The following is a 17,296-nucleotide window of genomic DNA, read 5'->3' on the forward strand; positions in this document are numbered from 1 at the left end:
TCAGCAGCTTTTTTCCTTTACGATGTAGATGGGGCGTCTCTTGTTTTCTAGGTAATCCTTAGACAGGTAGGCGCCCAAAATATAGATGAACAACATTTGCAGGCTGCCCAGAAGCAGTACCACAAAGAGTATCACGTCCAGACTGCTCACCGCCCCCGGAACCCAGATACTCTGTATCAGGTTGCATCCCATGAACACCATACCGGCGAGAAAGAGGAAAATTCCCATTAGACCTGCCGCTTTCAGCGGTGCCGTTGAAAAGGAAAGTATTCCCTCAAATGCATAAGCAAACAAACTCTTAAAGCTCCACTTGGTACATCCCATTGCACGCTCCACACCCTCGTACTCAATCCACTTGGTATCAAATCCCACAAAGGAAAAAAGTCCCTTCATATACCTGTTATATTCTTTCATTTCCAAAATGGCATTAACCACCGTGCGGTTCATCATACGAAAATCGCCGTGTCCGTCGGTCATATCCATGTGGGTGAGCCCTTTGCTGATTTTGTAAAAGGCTTTAGAAAACAGACTGCGCAGAAAACCATCCCCTTCGCGGCTCAGGCGGAGCCCGCCGCAGCAGTCATAGTCCTCGCAGCTGACAACCTTGTACATCTCAGGCAGCAACGCTGGTGGATGCTGCAGATCTGCATCCATAATCACGCTATAATCCCCTCTGGCTTCTTTGAGCCCGGCGTACATCGCAGCTTCCTTCCCAAAATTTCTGGAAAAAACTACATAGCGGACCTTTTCATCTTTTTCTGCCAAATTTTTCATAATAGTTCTGGTTTTATCACTGCTGCCGTCATCTACAAAGATAATCTCATAGTCCACCTCCGTCATCTGACGCAGTACTTTCCCAGTTTCAATGTAAAATAAAGGTAAAGACTCCTCTTCATTATAGCAAGGCACAATAACACTGATTAAATCTCTCTTATTCATGTGAAACACCCCTTTGTTTAAAAATACTGTACTTGCAAGCAAAGTAATTAAGTACCACTGTGATAACGCTGACGAGAACCTTTGACACAAAGCTTCCTGCGCCAATGCAGTCTACCAGAAGCAGCAGCAGTAAATTCTCAATGACCAAAGTTGCCGCCCGAAGCGAAAAGAACTGAAGAAACTCCTGTTTTTTATCTCCTTTGGAGTGGAAGACCACTTTCCTGTTGGCGAAGTAGGCGAAAGTTACTGCGCCTAGCCATGCAAGCGTGTTTGCTGTTAAATAGTTGACAGAAAGTGCCATTAGTCCGATGTAAATGATATAGTTAACCCCTGTTGTCATGCCGCCCGTCATAATGTAACGAACAATTTGTGATTCCTGCAATTTCTTCATTTCTCTCTTTTCCTTTTCCTTAAAAATACTATAATTTGTGATAACAGCAGCATTGCCATCGCCGCTGCGCTGAGTGCTGCTCCTGCTGCAAACCCCGGCGCTTTATAACTGATTTGAATGCTGTGCTTTCCTTTCTCCAGTGGAAATCCCACGAAAGCGGTATTGACCTTTTCAGCCTTTTGCGCTTTCCCGTCCACCAAAATCTGAAAACCCTTCTTATATGGATAAGATGTAACAAAATAGCCATCTTGCTTCATCGTTACTATTCCCTGAAATATATCGCTGCCGTTTGCCTGAAAATCCTCTGCGAGAGTCGGCACCGCAATGTCCTGCGCTTCTGCTGTCGGAATATCCAAAGTGTAGACTTTGATATCCTCGATATTGTAGCGGCTCCTGCTCATCGCAATTTCCAGCTCTGAAAGTCCTGCAGAATCCGACAGTACATAAGTGAAGTCGTAGTTTTCATTAGGATACGGCGCATACCATGAAGACAGATTATTCGCCATTCCATTGATATTGATGAGCACCTGCCTGTCATCCTTTCTATCTATGTGAAAAGATATGGCAAGGACCTTGTCCTTTAAAGTTTCCTTTAAATGCAAAGTGTGTTTTCCTTGCACACTCTCATCGTAAACCGTTGGAAATGCTTCTTCAAAAAGTTCCTCTGGATTTTGCGCTTCTGCACTCACACCGCAAAGCTGTGCCAAAGTCTTTGGAAATTCACTAATTCCCCCACGCTCTGCTTTCTCCTGTAAAAGCACTTTGTCGGTGCCGTAACACATAGGCAGCACATCGGGATTTTCTGCAAGAACGTAACCGTTTCGCCTGAAAATCGGCTCATAGCCGTAAGGCACCTGTTGTTCTCCGGTCAAAACATACCTTATTCCCATGAAGTAATTGAATAGGCTGTTCTGATTTGGCATGAGAACTACCCGATTTCGTATGCTGATTGGGTTTCCCATCGTATCATAATAAAATTTCCCATAGGTGCTGCTTGTCACCGAAGAATACATTGCCGTCTTATTCAGACCGCCGTCCGGCAGCACGTTACTGTTGACGTAGTTATTGCTGAGGTAGTCAAAACGATATAACGGCTCTGAAGCAAACATGGTAATATCTCCGAAAGAAAACCAACTTTGTCGCATGTCATCTTTCTGCAGCCAGTGCTCTAGCTCTTTGTTTACCCCAAAGTTGATGCAGAGAGGAATCAACAGCAGACATGCCGTCAGCGCATGCTTTGTTCTTTGGGGAATTTTCCCCACTCTCTGAAAGAGCACCCATGCCAATACCACAAGTCCATCTATCAAGATTAACAGTACCCACGCGTCTTCCTTCCTTAGCACGATTGGTACGGCACAAAGCAGCGCCGGCAACATCAGCGCTTTCTGCTTACCCTCTAATATCCCTGCCAGCGTATCTGTGCAGATCCAGACAATCAACGGAACCAGCGGAATCAGAATCTTTTCTCTAGCATAGAGAAATCCGCTCAGTACGTACCAAACAGCTGGCACCATAAGAATCAGAAGCACCACTGCCGTCAGCCAGCGTTTTTTCTTATCCCATAGAGACAATAGCAGCAGATACAAAGAAATCAAGGTCATGCCGCAGCTGTAAGGCTGGTACAAAAGTCCGCTGAAAGATAAGTTGATAGTTTCGATGGACTCCTGCGCAAAACTTCCAGCATCTTTTTCCGTCGATAAAATGGCAAGTCCGGTTGGAATCAGAAGCACCGCAGCAAGGCAGATAGCGAGAGTGACTGCAAATGCAGTTTTCCCTGTCATTTTCAATGCCTCTTTCGTAGTATTTCCCGAATTTACAAGCTGATGTAAATAATATAGAAAACATACCACCATACAGGTCGGCGCATAGTAAAAACTATGTATGCAGATGAAAAACAAGTCGATTGTCAAAAGCAAACCATTTTTTCCTGCTAAAATCCGGTCGATTCCCAGCAGCGCCAGCACCAAAAATGGCATATAATTGATGAACATAATCTGGTGATGTGCATGGAAGAAGCATGTGGCTGCTGCCATTAAGATTGCTCCTGTAGCTGCTAAGCGAACGGTAAAATTTTTCCCCTTTAGCCAGAGATAAGTGATATTAACACTTGCCACTGCTCCTACCGCCGCGTAGACGGAAATAATCTCTTTCATCTCAACGTTTGGCAGCAGACAGGACAAAAGCACGTCCGGTCTGAGCAGTCCGTAGTAAGCTAAATCGTATGCGTTAATCCCTCCGCCGAGTCCGACAAACTGCGGGAAAATCCCCCCTGCTGAAAGCATGGTCTGCCTCAGTGCCTCCGCAGCTCCTACATGTTGACTGTACCAATCCCCTTCTGATCCAAAGATTGCTCCCTGTTCGACAGGCAAATAGAGAAGCAGAAATGTAAGTCCCGTCAGTAAAAGATACGGAAGTATTTCCTCCCCTGCCTGTCCTATTCTCTTTTCCCATTCCCTACAGTTCTCTAATGTCTCCATCTTTACCCTTCCTTTGTTTGTTTACATCTCTATCATAAGGTACAGTTCTTAAATAAACCCGAAAAGAAATCTTATGCTTTTCTTAAAAAAATCTTAACATCTTTGGGGAGATTTCCCCTAAATATGATACCCCCCCCCAATATATTTTTGTCAAGTTGAAGTTAGTTTAAACAACAAATCAGAAAATCCCAACAATCATATTAAAACCCATTATTCCGCATTTCTTCCCATTATTTTTTCCCCTCAGCCGCTCTCCTCCGCTATTTTCCCACTTCTCTGCGCTGCAAATTCTGGCACTATTCTTGCATTATATTTTCGATATAGAAAGAAAGGAACCCTGACTATGGTTGACTGCATTATAAAAAACGTCCGCATTATTGATGGTACTTCGGCTCCGTGGTATCTTAGCAGCGTTGCCCTCAAAGACGGACGTATTGATAAAATCGGCACGTTCAGTGCAGAAGAAGAAAACACCGCAAAGGAAGTCGTGGACGGAGAGGGTTTATACCTTTCTCCGGGCTTTATCGACCTCCATTCTCACAGCGATGTCTCACTGCTGGAATATTCGCTTGCAGAAAGCAGAATTCTACAGGGTGTTACCACAGAAATCGGCGGCAACTGCGGCATGTCCGTAGCACCGGTCAGCGCTGACCCTGAAAGAAAAAAACAGTTAAAAGATTATGTTGGTGATTTAACATACAACTGGGAAACCGTTGGAGAATATTTAGATACTTTGAAGGAGCATAAGCTGAGCGTTAACTTTGGAACCGCTGTCGGACACGGCACCATCAGGCTGGCGGCTATGGGATTCGATGCACGCAAACCGACCAGCGAAGAGCTTGCACAAATGCGCGGACTCCTTCGCAAAGCTTTAGAAGACGGTGCATACTTTATGTCCAGCGGACTGATTTATCCGCCGGGTTGCTATGCAGACGCAGACGAGCTGGCAGCTTTGTCAGAAGAACTAGTTCCTTTCGGTTCTTTCTACGCAACCCATATGAGAGACGAAGGTGACTATCTGGTGGAAGCGCTTTCCGAAGCGCTGGAAATCGCAAAACGCTCCGGCGCACCGCTGCAGGTATCTCACCACAAATGCACCCGCAAATCCGGCTGGCAGGTCAGCTGCAAAACTACTATTGCCATGATTGACAGAGCTAGACGCGAAGGTCTTGACGTAAAAGTGGATCAATATCCATACAATGCTTCTGCCACTACTTTGGACAGTAATGTGTCCTTATGGGCATTTGACGGCGGCATGGAAGCCCTCTTTGAACGACTTCGGAACCCAGAGACTAGAGCAAAACTAAAAGAAGAAGCCAGACAAAGCCACCTGGGCAGATGGGGAGACATCTGCGTCTCCTACGTTGCCAGCGAAAAAAACGCTTGGGTGGTAGGTAAAAATATAGAAGAAATTGCAGAAATTCGTGGCGTTGATCCGGAAGACGCATGCTTTGATTTGATTTTAGAAGAGCGTGGTCGTGTCAACGAAGTCAACTACGGCATGTGCGAAGAAGATATCGAATACATCATGCCACAGCCATATGTGATGATTGGCTCCGACGGTGAAGCTGCTTCCATGGATTATCCGGGACAACCGCATCCTCGCTGGTTTGGTACATTCCCTCGCGTAATCTCCAAATACTGCAGAGAGCGCAAGCTCTTCCCGCTGGAAACAGCCATTTTCAAAATGACCGGACTTCCTGCAAACCGTCTGGGCATTAACAACAGAGGTCTAATCAAGGAAGGCATGCAGGCGGACTTAGTCCTCTTTGACTTTGATGAAATTGAAGACACTCCGTCCTTTAATAATCCTAAACAGCCATGCAAAGGCATTCGCCGTGTCTACGTAAACGGCGTGCTGACAGCGAAAGACGGCATACACACCGGCGCAAAAGCTGGCGCTATCTTGAAAAGAGGAGAAACCCTATAATGAAAGAACAAATCTTAAATGAACTCTCTCAGATGGAGGGAAAAGTTGGATTTTACTACCATAATTTAGTTACTGGCGAGACTTACGGCTACCGCGAAAAAGAACCATTTCTTCCGGCAAGTGTCATAAAGTTCCCTTTAATGGCAGCTATTCTCCTGCTCCGCTCCCGTGGGGAAGCAGACTTTCGAGAAGAAATTCTAATTCATCAGGATCAGAAGGTGCCTGGCTGCGGTGCAGTACAGCACATAACCGGTGAGGTGACTTTGGATATGGAAACGCTGGGAAAACTGATGATTACCATTAGTGACAATACAGCAACTAACGCACTGCTGCGTCACTATACCGTCCCAAAGATTAGAGAAGCTTTTCTGGAACTTGGCTTAATCGGAACCCAGTTTAACAGAGAATTGTGGGATTTAGAGAGAGAAGCCCGCGGAATCAACAACTACTTTGTTCCTGAAGAAATCGGCATTCTCCTGGAAAAGATATACCATAAGACTCTAGTCAATGAGGAATCTTCCATCTGGCTGGACGATATCATGAGGCAGCAGCAAATAAACCACAAGATGGGCGGTCATCTGATTATGGACTATCCTATGGCGCACAAAACCGGCGACGAAGAAGATAAAGCCCACGATGTAGGCATTGTCTATGCAAAACAGCCTTTTGTTGTCTGCTTCGCCTCAAACGAAGTCGATGTCCCTATGTACGAAGACTTTATCCGCAGAACCACCAAGGCTCTTGTCGAGCAAGCTGAGCTGGCTGACAACGCCGAAACAAAATAGCGATACCAAGACTAAAATCTTTTCATTTTCATTCACAAAGAGCTGCATTTACTGCAGCTCTTTGCCATTGCAGCAATTCACATGAGTGTGCATATTTTAAGCATTTCTTTTCAAAATACGTACAACTGCGTGCATATTTTGAAATCTTTTCTCGAAAATATGCACATCACCTTTTCAAACTATGCATATTTTCGTGATAATCAGCAAATATATGCAGATTATCTGAATATGGCTCCCGATTTTCAAGTGAAATGTACATATTTTTGGAGTTTCTTCGAAATCTATGCACAGCCTCGTGCATATTTTGAAACCTTTTCTCGAAAATATGCACAATACCCAGCACCTCCAAAGTAAACTCCATCAAACCGCCGCTCCACCAAATATCAAAAAAGCGGAACGCTGCAAACCGGCGCGATAGCACGTCTTGCAGCGTTCTTTAGGTTAAGAAAAATGTATATTACTGGAATGGTAATTTCTATTTTGTAGACCCTTTGCCTTTATACCCCTGTCATAAACATTCTTGCAATGGCAAGGTCGGTCGGTGTCTTCGCGGTGATTTCTACAGTATTGGAGTCAATCTGCTTTGCGCCCGGATACCAGGAAGCGTGTCTGGCTTTCTGATGTTTCTTGAAGTTAATCTCCATACGATACTCATTTGCCAGTGGCTTCGACTGATGCTTTGCAGCCAGGGCTTTTTTTACACCGTCTTCAATCAGTGCGATAGCTTCTTCCGGATGAATATTCCAGGTCGCATTCCCTGTGCCGTGCTTTACAGCCACAGTCTCCATAGATGGATACAGAGATTTTGCATCATCGCAAATGCCTTTGTCTCCAGAAAGGAAAATGGAAGGTACACTCATTTCATCGGCAAGAAGCGCATTGAGGGAAAACTCAGAGGCAAGTTCTCCATTGACTTTAATCCAGTTGAAGAGATAATCTTCAATGGTATGGGTCAAAGGACTGTCATTGGACCACGCTTTTGCATGGTAACCGATATAAATTGCGCCATCGTAACTTTGATCAAGACCTGCCATCATAGCGTAAGGATCCGACATCCAGCTGCGAATCAGCTGGGTTCCCTTTGGCAGCAGGTTAGCGTCAATGTTCAGCCCGTCTTCATGACCGTCCTTAACTACAACCTCGTATCCTGCATCTAGAGCTGCCCTGCATGCTGCTGCAGTTTCCAGGCTCATCTGTCTGCATGCTGCGTCATAGCCCTGACCGCCATAGCGGGTTTCACACCAGCCAGTTACTCCGGTGATTCCTTCAATATCTGCACTAATAAATATCTTTCTCATCTTATAACCTCATCCTAGATGAATTCACGCAGTCCGTAGAGAACTTTGTTTCTGATTCCCTTTGTGGTTTCTGCATGGTACATGGAGCTGATAACAGCTTCTTCTACTACCTCTGCAGTAGCATCGAAGAGTTTATCCATAGCATTGTCATGGAACATCTTAGTTTCCAGAACATCTTCTTTGCTGTAATGCGGAATTCTATTTCCATTGGAGAATGCGATGGCGATATCGCCGCTTCCATTTCCAAGGAAAGAACCGACTCTGGCAAGACCGACAGTTGCTCTCTTTGCAATACGTTTCAGCTGTCTGTCGCTGAGCGGGATATCTGTACCAAGTACAATAATGATAGATCCCTTTTCAGGTTTGTCTTCCTTTGGAAGCTCCGTCTTAATACGCTTTCCGTCAATTCTGAGATTGCCTAGTACACCAAAGTTTGACATGACAATTGCGCCAAGAGTGTATTCTTTTTCGTTGCATGTGATAATTCTGGAAGCGGAACCGATTCCGCCTTTCAGCCCCATACAGCACATACCTGTACCGCCGCCGACACCGCCTTCGGTGAATTCCTCGTCAGCCTTTTCCAAAGCTTTCAGCACATGCTCTTCTTTCACGTGCATGCCGCGAATGTCGTTCAGTTCGCCGTCGTTACACTCCGTTACAACACAGTTTACGGTTCCCGTAGATACACCAATATCCTCATTATCTTTCAGCATATACTGAATTAATCCATTTAATCCAGCGCCCACGCTGAGGGTATTCGTCATCAAAATTGGTGTCTCGATGGTGCCCAGTTCTTCGATTTGAACAAGACCCGCACTCTTTCCGAATCCGTTGATGACACATGCACCGGCAGCAACCTTTTCCTGAAACAGGTTTCCTTCGTGAGGCAGGATTGCTGTAACCCCGGTATGTATAAATTTTTCGTCGTCTTTCAGCGTGACATGCCCAACCTTTACGCCGGGAACATCACTAATCAAGTTTCTTTTTCCTTTCGGAAACTTGTTCTGCAAATCTACTTTGCAATCCTTTGGCAAGCCCATTCTTTGCCCTCCTCTATTATTTTATGTGTCCTTTTACAAACCATAGTTAATGCAATTTTTGTGCCAATTGACATATCGCCCAAAAGCTTGTAAAAGCACACAGAGTAGCGATTCACCCATTTGCATGATGTGTTTCTATCTTATTTCATCTCGTTTCAACTTGTTCCTGCATTTCAGAAAGCATCCTTTCTGAAAAAAGGAGCCGCCCAGATAGCGGCTCCTCATTCACTACTTCATATTAGCATAATGCTCTATATTTTACAGATTAGTATGCCAGATCATTGAGCGGAGTGGAACCGTCAGCTAATACGTTGAAGCCCTTCAGATCTTTGTTCATAGCGGAGAAGGAAAGTTCAGCGTACATAGGAATCATGTTTACATTTTCAAACAGATACATCTGGATATCACCAACCATCTTAGTTCTTTCTTCACCGTCAGTTTCGTGAGCTGCTTTTTTAACCATATCAAAGTATTCGTCTGTGTTGCTTGGTGCGTTCTTGTCATAGTGGCAAGCATTCAGTACCAGCATTGGTTCTGCCCAGGACAGCCATTCGATACCAGCGTCATACTTGTCAGCACTGATGTTTTCGTATACGTAGTTCCAGTCAATTGCTTCGATGTTCATCTGGAAACCAACCTGTCTCAGCTGTTCAGCCATAGCTTCAGGAATGGTGGTAGCATCAGTCCAAGCATACCATGTGAACTCTAATTTCTTACCGTCCTTTTCACGGATGCCGTCTTTGCCTTCTTTCCAGCCAGCTTCTTCGAGGAGCTGCTTAGCCTGTTCAGGATCGTTTGCCAGATTCTTCTGGAACCAGTCTTTTGCATCCTGATTGAAGTTCTGTACTGTATCGTAAATCATGGAATAAGCAGGCGCAATCAGTCCGTCAACAGATTCTGCCAAACCGTCTCTGTCGATAGCCAACGCTAATGCTTTACGAACGTTAATGTCGGAGAATACATCGTGGTCAGTGTTCATTTCGAAGTAAGCAATGTTCGGATATGTAGTATCAACCATTTCGATATCTTCATTGTCCTGCAGTTCCAGATACTGGTCGCTGCCTACGGACATCAGAATGTCTACGTTTCCAGCCTTCAGATCTTCTGTCTGGGTAAATTCTTCTACATTAAATCTTACCTTTACCGTTTCAAATTTACCAGCGCCCTGGTTTTTTACCAGCGGATTTGCGCATTTGAAGCCTTCGTTTCTTACAAGATTTACTTCAGAACCAGATACATATCCGTCTTCAGCCAGCGCATACAGTCCGTAAGGGTGGCATCCCCACATGAGCTCTTCGTCACTCATATTGTCCAGTTCATCTTTGTCGATTACAATTACGAAACCAGCACAGAAGTAATACAGCATGTCGGAACGGAATTCGGACAGGTGCAGTGTAACTGTTCTGCCTTCCCATTCCATGGATTCGATGTTGTCATAACCATCGTTATAAGGGCTGACTTTCTGTCCGTGTTCGATGGAAGCGATTACGTCTTCCGGTTCAACCTGTTCGCCAGTGGAATACAGCATTCCTTCCGGTACATCAAAGGTAGCAGTCTTTCCATCTTCGCTTACTTTCCAGTTAGTGCATACGTTGTCAGCTACATCGCCTGTTTCAGCGTTCCACTGGAATAAAGAAGCTGAGTTCAGTCCCTGTCCGCCTGCAGTGCTGTCCAGCTGGTAAGTATCCAGTCCGTACCATTCACCGTCAATAATGGTCAGCTCAGTCTTTGCAGAAGCCTCATCTCCGCCATCGCCACCGCCGCAAGCGGTCATGCTGAATACAAATACAGCAATCAGGCTCAATACCAATAATTTCTTTTTCATGTTGTCCTCCTCTTTTCATTGGGTTAGGATACCCTCTAGTTTTTTCTCTACCGAGGGCAATATATATTGCAATTTATATTACAACCATCTTTAATTTCCACTTAATCAGCAAGCGGATGGAAGCAGGAAACCTGATGTCCCGGTGCGATTATCGTATCCTTTGGCATCGTTGTCTTACATTCCTCAGTCGCATATTTACATCTGTCGCAGAATCTGCAGCCGACTCCGATATTGATCAGGCTGCCCGGATCGCCGCCCATGACCTCTTTCTTTCTGTCACGAAGATTCGGGTCAAGAATCGGCGCTGCGTTAAGCAATCCTCTTGTGTACGGATGCTTTGCATGTTCCGCGATTTCAAGGGTTGGTCCGAATTCCACCAGACGTCCCAGATACATGACAGCGATTTTATCGCTAATGTACTTGATGACGTTCAAATCGTGAGTGATTACCAAATAGGTCAGATTCAACTGTTCCTGCAGGTCAAGCAACAGGTTGAGAATCTGTGCCTGCACGGATACGTCAAGAGCACTGGTCGGCTCATCGAGAATCATCACTTTTGGATTCAGTGCCAGCGCTCTTGCGATAGCAATTCTCTGCAGCTGACCGCCGGATAACTGGTGTGGGAAGCTGTCCAGATATCTCTGGTCCATCTTTACCATTTCCAGTACTTCCTTAGCCTTCTGCTTTGCTTCGGCTTTTGGCACGCCGTGAATAATCATCGGACGCATGATGGAGCTTTCTACAGTCTGTCTCGGATTCAGGTTGGAAGCCGGATCCTGGAACACGACAGCAATTTCGCTGCGAAGCTGCTTTATCTCAGCCCTGCTGGCATTTGCAAGGTCAATTCCGTTGATGGTAATGTTACCGCCGGTCATCTTAGTCAGGTTCAAAATTACACGCGCCAGTGTCGTTTTTCCGCTGCCGGATTCTCCAACCAGACCGACAATCTCACCTTCTCCAATTTCCAGGGAAATATCATCTACTGCCTTTACGTAGGTAGTTGTCTTTTTTACAAGGCCTTTAGAAATAGAAAAGTATTTTTTTAGGCCATCCAGTTTAATCATCACTTTCTCCATCTTACTTTTCTTCCTTTCCAGCCAAATGACAACGGCAGAAATGGCTTTCACTTACATAATTCATCGGAGGTGCTTCTTTGAAGCACACTTCCTCTGCAAACGGACAGCGGTTTGCAAAACGACATTCCGGTTTCTTCTCGGTAATACGAGGAACAGAACCCGTGATAGTCTGCAAACGCCCCTCCGCTTTGGTCTTGCTAGGCAATGCCTGCATGAGAAGACGAGTGTACGGGTGAGTTGGGTTTGCAAAGATTTCAAATACGTCTCCGCTTTCTACCATTTCACCGGCATACATGATACCAATCTTGTCTGCAATTTCTGCTACCAGACCAAAGTTATGGGTAATCAGCATAATTGCCGTATTATATTTATCTTTCAATTCTTTCATGATTTCCAGAATCTGCGCCTCGATCGTTACATCAAGAGCAGTGGTCGGTTCGTCTGCAATGAGCAGCTCCGGATTTCTGGATAACATCATAGCGATCATGACACGCTGACGCATACCGCCGGACAGTTCATGGGGAAAGCTCTTTACGCGTTCCTCCGCATCCGGCATCTTAACATCCTTAAATAATTGAGTTACTCTGTTCCATGCTTCTACTTTATCTACTTTGTCAAGCTGGATTGCTTCTGCAATCTGTCCGCCTACGGTGTACACTGGATTTAGGGAATCCAGCGGATTCTGGAAAATCATACCGATTTCTTTTCCGCGAATAGACTCCATTTCCTGCTGTGTACAGGTGCGCAGATCTTTGCCTTTGAACAGAATTTTTCCATGCATCTCCTCGTTGCCACCCGGCAGCAGATTCATGATGCTGTGGGCAACGGTGGATTTACCGCAGCCAGATTCACCGACTACTGCAAATACCTCGCCTTTATTTACTGTAAAGTTTACATCGTTGACAGCAGAAAGGTATCCATCCTTTACTTTGTAGTCGATGGACAGATGTTCAAGCTTTAATAATTCTTCACTCATTTCCATACTCCTTTCTTGCTTTACTGTGACTTCATATGCGGATCGAGGAGGTCTCTAAGACCTTCACCCAGCAGATTAAAACCAAACGTAGTGTATACCAGTGCAATACCAGGGTACAAACTGAGCCAAGGCGCTCTGGTAATGGATTTGATACCTTCAGAGATTGCAAGTCCCCAGTCCGGTGACGGCGGCTGTGAGCCAAGTCCCAGGAAAGACAGCGTAGTTGTCGACATGATAGTTCCCGGCAGGTTTAAGGATACCAGAACAATCAGAGACGGAACTACATTTGGCAATATGTATCTGACCATTAGAGCAGCGTTGCTTTCACCAAAAGCTTTTCCGGTTTCAACAAACGCCATATTTCTAAGGGATAAGGTCTTTGCTCTTACTGCACGCGCATAACTTGCCCATGCAACGAGGGAAATTGCGATAATAGTGTTGGTCAAGCCTTTACCGATTAAGGTAACTACAGCCAGCGCCAGAATGGTTCCCGGAATACACCAGGTCAAATCTGTCAGGAAGGACAGGATTCTGTCAACCCATTTTCCAAAGAAACCGCAGGCAAGACCTACAACAACGCCGATAACAAGCTGAATACTGCCGCCCAGGAAGGCTACCCACAGAGCCAGTCTGCTTCCGTAGATAACGCGAGAAAACAAGTCTCTCCCCAGTGCGTCTGTACCAAACCAGCATTTTGCACTTGGCGCCTCATAGCGACCGCCAACGCCGTGTTCATTGACACCGTATGGCGCAATCACGTCTGCAAAAGCTGCTATAATAATGAGGGAAACCAGAACGAACAAACCAATCATGAAGTTTTTGTTCTTCCAGCACTCATAGAGTCTTTCTTTCCATTTTTTGTTCATCTTAGTTGTCACCTCCGCTCAATGATAATCTAATTCTCGGATCCAGGATACCCATGATGATATCACTGAGCAAGTTGCAGATTACGGTCAAAATCGCAATCAAAAGCAATACCGCCTGTACAACCGGCATGTCCTGAACGATAATAGAGTTGAGAAGGAGGTTTCCCATACCTGGCAAACCAAATATTTTTTCGATGATAACGGCACCAGAAATCAGCCAAGGAATTGACATGAACACCAGTGTAGTAACCAGAATTAATGAATTTCTAAGTACATGCTTAATCAAAACAGTTTTCTTTGGAAGTCCCTTTGCATAGGCTGTGGTTACATATTTTTCGTTAAAAACTTCCAATACTTCTGTTTTAGTGATACGGAGCGTCCCCCCCATACCGGTAAGTACGGTTACTGCAATTGGAAGTACCCAGTTTTCAGGCTGTGCATAACCACTAATTGGAAGTACACCAAGCTTTACACTGAAGAACAGGATGAATAGCGCTGCCAGCCAGAACGACGGCACTGCGGTGAGCAGCAGCGAAAAGTTAACTGTAAATCGGTCAAAAAAACCGTCTTTCTTTACCGCACACAACAGTCCCAGTGGCAAGGCAATCACAAGCTCCAAAATCAGCGACCATACACAAAGCGTTAAACTGTAAGGAATCCTCTGTTTCATTAAATCCCAAACATCACTCTTGTATCTTGTGGATGTTCCGAAATCTCCGTGGAGAATGTCTGACGCCCAGTTCTTGTACTGGGTAAAAAATGGCAGGTCATAGCCCATTTCATGGGCAATTTCTGCTTTTCTTTCTTCCGACACTTTACGGTCTACGACCATATCTACCGGATCACCTGGCATCATGTACATTAAGCTGAAAACCAGGAAAGATACGCAGATAACTAAAAGCAGTCCCTGCAGAATTCGTTTGATAGTATAATTTCTGATAATTACATCTCCCTTCTTTATTTGTTGCTAAATATAACATACAAAGAGCTAAATAAAATTCCCCTTACACTCTCTGATAAATTCTGTTGTAGCATCTCACGCCCCATGCTTTCCCATCTCTAAGGAAAAAGCGGAAGGAACTGACTCTTCGGGTCGGATCCTTTTCAGCAAATACCGCAAATGCCAAGCCGCCGCAGTATTTCAGGATTCCTTTCATCCCGTTATAATCCACCTTTAATATGCCGTCCTCATAAGTAACGATCGTATGTGCCGGCAGGCCTTCATTGCTGAAATAATCCCCGCAGAGCATTTCCGGCTGGCTGAACTCTTTGCCATTTGGCACGGTCCAATGATGTTTTGTTTCCAGCGGAAGTCCTAGTGCAAAATTATATAACACCCACAAAAATTCCTCTACATCGACATCGCCCTGATTGCAAAGGACAGTGCCGCTGTAGCCGGTTTCTGTAAATCCACCCATAGAAGATACGCCATGAAGTCCGCCGGTGTGCTGGCAAATCTGCATACCTCCAATCAGATTTTTCGTAAGACCTAAACAATAGAAGGGTTCCTTCCTGAGTGGGAATTCTCTTCCCACCATCAGTTCTACTGCTTCTTTCGGGATAACCTGGCTGCCTTCCCACATACCGTAATCTGCCAGCATCTTGTAATATCTGGTCATGTCGCTTGCTGTGGACTTTACACAGGCGCAGCCGCGGAAAGGTGGAAGCACCGACCAATTGTCATCCTCGTACATTTTGTTTTCTTCATAGTCTTTTTCAAAAAGACTGGTAATATTACCCTGTGCCAAAATCTTTGCCTCACTTGCGTCAAGATCCAGAACAGAGCGAGTCATGCCTAAAGGTTTAAATATCCGTTCAGTCAAAAACTCTTCCAAGGTGATTCCTGCTGCCATATCCACTACATAGGAGAGAAGTGCATAGCCGTCATTGGAATAACTCATGAATTCGCCCGGCGCACCAAGCGGCGTATAATCGCCCTGTGCCAGATAATCTACAACCTGATCGATGGTTTCCATCTTGTTCGGCGCTGTTTTTACCATATGGCGATACCAGTCATTGTCCTCTTCAGCACTGTTCATCGCGATGGACCATTCCAGCGGAGGAAGAGGCGGAATACCTGCTCTGTGCATAGCGATGACTCTCAGTGTCACGCATTCATCCGGTGCGCCTGGAATATGTAATCTTGGAAAATACTTGGTAATCGGATCATCCAGGCTCAGCTTGCCTTCTGCATGAAGAATACAACATGCCAGCGCTGTCATGGATTTGCTCATAGAGGCTATGCCAAAAACCGTATTTTCGTCTGTCGGCAAATTCTTTTCTATACTTCTATATCCGAAGCCTCTTTCGAAGATGGGTCCCTCCGGTCCGCGAAGGGATACAGCCATGCCCGCATATCCTTTTTCCTCAAAAAGCTTCTCTAAATACTGATTCAATACTTCTTTATCTTGTTTCATTGTCTTTCCTTTTGTCTGTCCATACGTCATTCGAACTTATAAAAATAATCTGACAGATTATTTGCATATATAAACAGCAATTTTTATGCCAAACTTATTTATCTAAATTCCTGACGTACTTCTAACGATTTTCTATCCTTAATGCACCCCATAATAGGATACATTAATAATTAAATCCTGTTTCAACTCATTTTAATCTTCTTCCGCTGAACAAAATCACTTTTTCAGCAAGCACTTCCATCGGATCTACATAAAAATCTGACAATCCGTTATCGGCTTTGATGACGGACAGTTCCGTGCATGCCATAATTGCTTTTTGGCAGCCGGCACTCTTTACCGCTTCTTCAATTCTATCCCAAGAGGCTGCATCCCAGACAAGTCCACTCTTAATTCGGTCATAAATCTGATACATGACTTCCTTTTGTATTTCCTCAGACGGCGCATAAGCTGTAAGCCCCGCCGCTTCCATATGTTTTTGATAGAGTCCTGTTTTGATGGTCCCATCCGTTGCAAGGACAGCAACTTTTGCGCCCGGCGTTTCTCTTGCAATGGCATCAACAGTTTCTTTAATCATGTGAATAAAAGGAACCTTGAGTTGATCTACCATCATTTCTCCAAAGAAATGTGCTGTATTGCAGGTAATACAAATCGCTTCGCACCCGCAGTTCTCAAGAACTTTTGCGTCTTCCAAAAGCTGAGAATACACTTTATCATATTCACCGCTTAAAATGGCGCCAGTTCGATCCGGCATAGATGAATCACTGTAAATGACCATCCTTACATGATCCTGGTCGCAATCTGCAGCAGTCTTTTCTGTTACAAGTTTATAAAAGAGCTGCGATGCCATCGGTCCCATGCCGCCTAACACTCCAATCTTTTTGTCCATATTGTTACTTCTCCTTATTTTTTAGGCTGTCTTAATTTAAAGAGCAATTTATATGCCAATTTTACCACAGTATTCAATTTTTTTATATCGCTGTTTTCCCCCTTTTTTCATCACGCTTCTTCCAGTATTTTGTGTTATAATCCTATTAAATCATATTTCACCACATTTTCCCTTTTGTTTTTGCTCGTTTTAGGCTATACTATTCTTATTAAATTATCCCGTGCATTTTTTGCTCAAGCGAGGTGTTTTCATGAACAATTCAAAAAGAGTTATCATTATATATAGAACGTCCAACAACAAGAACGCTATTGATTTTATCAAAAATAATCTGGAGGACATCTTTGGCGAACATATCGTATTCACCAACTGCTACTTAAACGATTTGGCAGA

14 protein-coding genes are annotated in these 17,296 nt (G+C 44.7%); 2 read left to right on the forward strand and 12 right to left on the reverse strand.

Annotated elements, in window-relative coordinates; genetic code table 11:
- Genes D1155_RS08185 through D1155_RS08195 form a run of 3 tightly spaced genes read right to left on the reverse strand, consistent with a single transcriptional unit; the run spans position 1 to position 3,807 of the window.
- Positions 1–939, reverse strand: a complete 939-nt coding sequence (locus tag D1155_RS08185; protein ID WP_160201905.1) for a glycosyltransferase family 2 protein — start codon at positions 937–939, stop codon at positions 1–3.
- The gene (locus D1155_RS08190) at positions 932–1,330 is read right to left on the reverse strand and encodes a GtrA family protein (protein ID WP_160201906.1); all 399 of its coding nucleotides are present in this window, start codon (positions 1,328–1,330) and stop codon (positions 932–934) included. The genes D1155_RS08185 and D1155_RS08190 overlap by 8 nt, the downstream gene beginning before the upstream one ends.
- Positions 1,327–3,807, reverse strand: a complete 2,481-nt coding sequence (locus D1155_RS08195; protein WP_160201907.1) for a YfhO family protein — start codon at positions 3,805–3,807, stop codon at positions 1,327–1,329. The genes D1155_RS08190 and D1155_RS08195 overlap by 4 nt, the downstream gene beginning before the upstream one ends.
- Before the next feature lie 343 nt (positions 3,808–4,150).
- Between D1155_RS08195 and D1155_RS08200 the strand changes: the two genes are divergently transcribed.
- Complete coding sequence (locus D1155_RS08200) at positions 4,151–5,737, forward strand: D-aminoacylase (protein WP_160201908.1); 1,587 nt, start codon at positions 4,151–4,153, stop codon at positions 5,735–5,737.
- Positions 5,737–6,522, forward strand: coding sequence for a serine hydrolase (locus D1155_RS08205; RefSeq protein ID WP_160201909.1), 786 nt, complete (start codon positions 5,737–5,739; stop codon positions 6,520–6,522). Before D1155_RS08200 ends, D1155_RS08205 begins: the two co-directional genes overlap by 1 nt.
- A 497-nt stretch (positions 6,523–7,019) precedes the next feature.
- Here D1155_RS08205 and D1155_RS08210 read toward each other — a convergent pair whose 3' ends face one another.
- The 9 genes from D1155_RS08210 to D1155_RS08250 all read right to left on the reverse strand — a co-directional run bounded on the left by D1155_RS08210 (position 7,020) and on the right by D1155_RS08250 (position 16,906).
- Positions 7,020–7,820 (reverse strand): M55 family metallopeptidase, encoded by an 801-nt coding sequence (locus D1155_RS08210; protein ID WP_160201910.1) that lies wholly within the window; start codon positions 7,818–7,820, stop codon positions 7,020–7,022.
- Between the two features lie 14 nt (positions 7,821–7,834).
- A complete protein-coding gene (locus D1155_RS08215) occupies positions 7,835–8,860 on the reverse strand; it encodes a P1 family peptidase (protein WP_160201911.1) in 1,026 nt (341 codons plus the stop codon).
- 265 nt (positions 8,861–9,125) lie between these two features.
- A complete protein-coding gene (locus D1155_RS08220) occupies positions 9,126–10,685 on the reverse strand; it encodes an ABC transporter substrate-binding protein (RefSeq protein ID WP_160201912.1) in 1,560 nt (519 codons plus the stop codon).
- A gap of 101 nt (positions 10,686–10,786) precedes the next feature.
- A complete protein-coding gene (locus D1155_RS08225) occupies positions 10,787–11,761 on the reverse strand; it encodes an ABC transporter ATP-binding protein (RefSeq protein ID WP_160201913.1) in 975 nt (324 codons plus the stop codon).
- A gap of 1 nt (position 11,762) precedes the next feature.
- Complete coding sequence (locus tag D1155_RS08230) at positions 11,763–12,737, reverse strand: ABC transporter ATP-binding protein (protein WP_160201914.1); 975 nt, start codon at positions 12,735–12,737, stop codon at positions 11,763–11,765.
- A 20-nt stretch (positions 12,738–12,757) separates the two neighbouring features.
- A complete protein-coding gene (locus D1155_RS08235; protein ID WP_160201915.1) occupies positions 12,758–13,603 on the reverse strand; it encodes an ABC transporter permease in 846 nt (281 codons plus the stop codon).
- Between the two features lies 1 nt (position 13,604).
- Positions 13,605–14,564: an ABC transporter permease gene (locus D1155_RS08240; RefSeq protein ID WP_330588366.1), complete on the reverse strand. Its 960-nt coding sequence runs from the start codon at positions 14,562–14,564 to the stop codon at positions 13,605–13,607.
- A gap of 43 nt (positions 14,565–14,607) precedes the next feature.
- Complete coding sequence (locus D1155_RS08245; protein WP_160201916.1) at positions 14,608–16,020, reverse strand: serine hydrolase domain-containing protein; 1,413 nt, start codon at positions 16,018–16,020, stop codon at positions 14,608–14,610.
- Positions 16,021–16,207: 187 nt separating this feature from the next.
- A complete protein-coding gene (locus D1155_RS08250; protein ID WP_160201917.1) occupies positions 16,208–16,906 on the reverse strand; it encodes an amino acid racemase in 699 nt (232 codons plus the stop codon).
- Positions 16,907–17,296 lie beyond the last annotated feature (390 nt).

This window comes from Anaerotruncus sp. 80, assembly GCF_009936115.1.
Lineage (GTDB): Bacteria > Bacillota > Clostridia > Peptostreptococcales > Anaerovoracaceae > Senimuribacter > Senimuribacter intestinalis.